The sequence below is a fragment of the uncultured Albimonas sp. genome, from assembly GCF_963977235.1.
GTDB lineage: Bacteria > Pseudomonadota > Alphaproteobacteria > Rhodobacterales > Rhodobacteraceae > Albimonas.
In genome coordinates this window covers 1-3137 of the sequence record NZ_CAXBOD010000135.1, presented here as the reverse complement: position 1 = coordinate 3137, position 3137 = coordinate 1, and the positions used below count along the sequence as shown (strand labels likewise).

Genomic DNA, 3137 nt, shown 5'->3' with positions numbered 1-3137 from the left:
GGGCGAGTCGCTCTGATCGGCATCCGCGAGAGACGGCTCCGGAGAACAGGCGCTTGCCGAGGGGGGGCGGAGGGGGCGCCCGGGCGCGGCGCGGGGGAGGTTGCGGGGGCGACGGGGGTGCTCCAGAGTCCGGGGCCAGAAAGAAACTCCGGGAGGCCGAAGCCATGTCCATCTCCGAAGATCCCGTCGTCGTCGTCGGCGCCGCGCGCACCCCCATGGGAGGCTTCCAGGGGGAGCTTGCCGGGGCCACCGCCGCGGAGCTGGGCGGGGTCGCGATCCGCGCCGCGCTCGAGCGGGGCGGGGTCGAGGCGGCCCAGGTCGGCGAGCTGCTGATGGGCTGCGTGCTGCCCGCGGGGCAGGGGCAGGCGCCCGCGCGCCAGGCCGGCTTTGCTGCGGGGCTGGGCGAGGGGGTGCCGGCCTCGACGCTCAACAAGATGTGCGGCTCGGGGATGCGCACCGTGATGATGGCCCATGACCAGCTGCTGGCCGGCTCGCAGAGCGTGATGGTTGCGGGCGGGATGGAGAGCATGTCCAACGCCCCCTACCTGCTGCCCAAGATGCGCGGCGGCGCGCGGCTGGGGCATGCGGAGGTCAAGGATCACATGTTTCTCGACGGGCTCGAGGACGCCTACGACAAGGGCCGCCTGATGGGGACCTTCGCCGAGGACTGCGCCGAGAAGTTCCAGTTCACCCGCGAGGCGCAGGACGAATATGCGCTCCGCAGCCTGTCCGAGGCGCTGCGGGCGCAGACCTCGGGCGAGTTCGACGCCGAGGTCGCTGCGGTGACCCTGCGCACCCGCAAGGGCGAGGTCGAGGTGGCCACCGACGAGCAGCCCCGCAACGCGCGGCCCGACAAGATCCCCACCCTCAAGCCCGCCTTCCGCAAGGACGGCACGGTGACGCCGGCCAACAGCTCCTCGATCTCCGACGGGGCGGCGGCGCTGGCGATGATGCGCCGCTCGGAGGCCGAGCGGCTGGGGCTGACGATCAAGGCCACGATCCTGGGGCACGCCAGCCATGCGCAGGCGCCGGCCTGGTTCTCGACCGCGCCGGGGCCGGCGATGAAGGCGCTGATGGCGCGGGTGGGCTGGGGGATGGACGACGTCGACCTGTGGGAGGTCAACGAGGCCTTCGCGGTGGTGCCGATGGCCGCCGAGGTCGATCTGGGCATCCCGCGCGAGAAGCTGAACGTCAACGGCGGGGCCTGCGCGCTGGGCCATCCGATCGGCGCCTCGGGGGCGCGGATCCTGGTGACGCTGATCCATGCGCTGGAGGCGCGCGGCCTGAAACGCGGCATGGCCGGCATCTGCATCGGCGGCGGCGAGGGCACGGCGCTGGCGCTGCAGCTGGGCTGAGGCGCCCCCGGGCGGCGGCCGGCGAGCCCGCCCGCCGCCCGGAACCGCCGCCCGCGTCCCGCGCCCGCCCGCCACGCGGCGCCGCGCCGGCCTCGCGCCGCGGGCGAGACCGTCTTGCAGGCGCGACCTCGGTCGCGGCGCTTCCCTCGGCGGGACCGACGAGGCGCGAGGCGGGGCGGGGGCCTATTCAGGCGCGGTTACGCCGCGCGAATTCACCTGCCGACCGGCTTGCTCTTGCCCGGCAGGGGCCTTAACCATCCGGTGAACCGACGCCGGCGCGCGAGTCCCGCACAAGGCCGGCCAGCGCAGGGGAGACGCTCATGCCCATCAAGAGCACCAGGGAGATGGTCGCCGCCGCCAACGCGGAGCTGACGGTGATCCCCGCCGAGAAGGCCATCGAGATGCTTGGCGCCGAGGGCGTCACCTTCGTCGACATCCGCGACGTGCGCGAGCGCTGGCGCGACGGGGCCATCCCCGGCGCCTGGCACGTCCCGCGCGGGATGCTGGAGTTCTGGATCGACCCGACCTCGCCCTATGCGAAGGAGGAGTTCCAGACCGGGAACACCTTCGTCCTCTATTGCGCGGGCGGCATGCGCTCGGCGCTGGCGACCAAGATCGCCCAGGACATGGGCCTGAGCCCGGTCGCCCATATCGAGACCGGTTTCGGCGGCTGGAAGAAAGCCGGCGGCCCGGTCGAGGAGATCAAGCCGAAGGAGCGCTGAGCGCGCCCGCGGCCCCCCCCACACGAAACTTCATCGGGAGAGAGACATGAAGCTCCAGAGCGGACTTTCCGCCGTGATCACCGGCGGCGCCTCGGGTCTTGGCGAGGCCTGCGCCCGCCGGCTGGCCGAGGCCGGCGTCAAGGTGACCCTGTTCGACATGAACGACGAGAAGGGCGAGAAGGTCTCGTCCGAGATCGGCGGCCTCTATGTGAAGACCGACGTCTCGGATCCCGAGGCGGTGAAGGCGGGTCTGGCCAGGGCCCGCGAGGCGCACGGCCAGGAGCGCATCGCGATCAACTGCGCGGGCATCGGCGGGGCCGCCAAGACCGTGGACCGGGACGGCAATCCGCTGCACCCCGACCACTTCATGAAGATCATCAAGGTCAACCTGTTCGGGACCTTCAACGTCGCCTCGCAGGCGGCCGCCGGCATGGCCGCGGCCGAGCCGCTCGACGACGACGGCGAGCGCGGGGTGATCATCAACACCGCCTCGGTCGCGGCTTTCGAGGGGCAGATCGGGCAGCTGTGCTATTCGGCCTCCAAGGGCGGCGTGGTGGGCATGACCCTGCCGATGGCCCGCGACCTGGCGCGCTCGGGGATCCGGGTGTGCACCATCGCGCCGGGGCTGTTCCTGACGCCGCTGCTGATGGGCCTGCGCGAGGAGGCCCGCAAGTCGCTGGGCGCGCAGGTGCCGTTCCCCTCGCGCCTGGGCGATCCCAAGGAATACGCGATGACCGCGGCGCATATCATCGAGAACTCGATGCTGAACGGCGAGACCATCCGCCTCGACGGCGCGATCCGCATGGCGCCGAAGTAAGGCGCGGGTCCCGGGCCCGGTCCGGGGCGATCAAGACGTGGCAGGGCGCCGTCCTTCGGGGCGGCGTCTTCGTCTTGGGGGGAGCGGTCTACAGGCGCCCTGCGGGCGGGCTTGGCTGCGGGGCGCCCGGGGCTGGCGGGGCGAGGGGCGGGCAGGGGGGGCCTCCGGCGGAGCTCCTGACTCACCCAAGAACAGAGGCCGCGCCTGTCCTCCGAAGCCGTCCGTCGCTGTTGATGCCTGAGC

3 protein-coding genes are annotated in these 3137 nt (G+C 72.6%); all 3 read left to right on the top strand.

Annotation, left to right across the window (positions count from 1 at the left end):
• Window positions 1–164: 164 nt before the first annotated feature.
• The 3 genes from AAC134_RS23690 to AAC134_RS23680 all read left to right on the top strand — a co-directional run bounded on the left by AAC134_RS23690 (window position 165) and on the right by AAC134_RS23680 (window position 2894).
• Window positions 165–1355: an acetyl-CoA C-acyltransferase gene (locus AAC134_RS23690; protein WP_339952257.1), complete on the top strand. Its 1191-nt coding sequence runs from the start codon at window positions 165–167 to the stop codon at window positions 1353–1355.
• A 320-nt stretch (window positions 1356–1675) separates the two neighbouring features.
• Window positions 1676–2077: a rhodanese-like domain-containing protein gene (locus tag AAC134_RS23685; protein WP_339952255.1), complete on the top strand. Its 402-nt coding sequence runs from the start codon at window positions 1676–1678 to the stop codon at window positions 2075–2077.
• A 46-nt stretch (window positions 2078–2123) separates the two neighbouring features.
• Window positions 2124–2894, top strand: coding sequence for a 3-hydroxyacyl-CoA dehydrogenase (locus AAC134_RS23680; RefSeq protein ID WP_339952253.1), 771 nt, complete (start codon window positions 2124–2126; stop codon window positions 2892–2894).
• The last annotated feature ends 243 nt before the right edge of the window (window positions 2895–3137 follow it).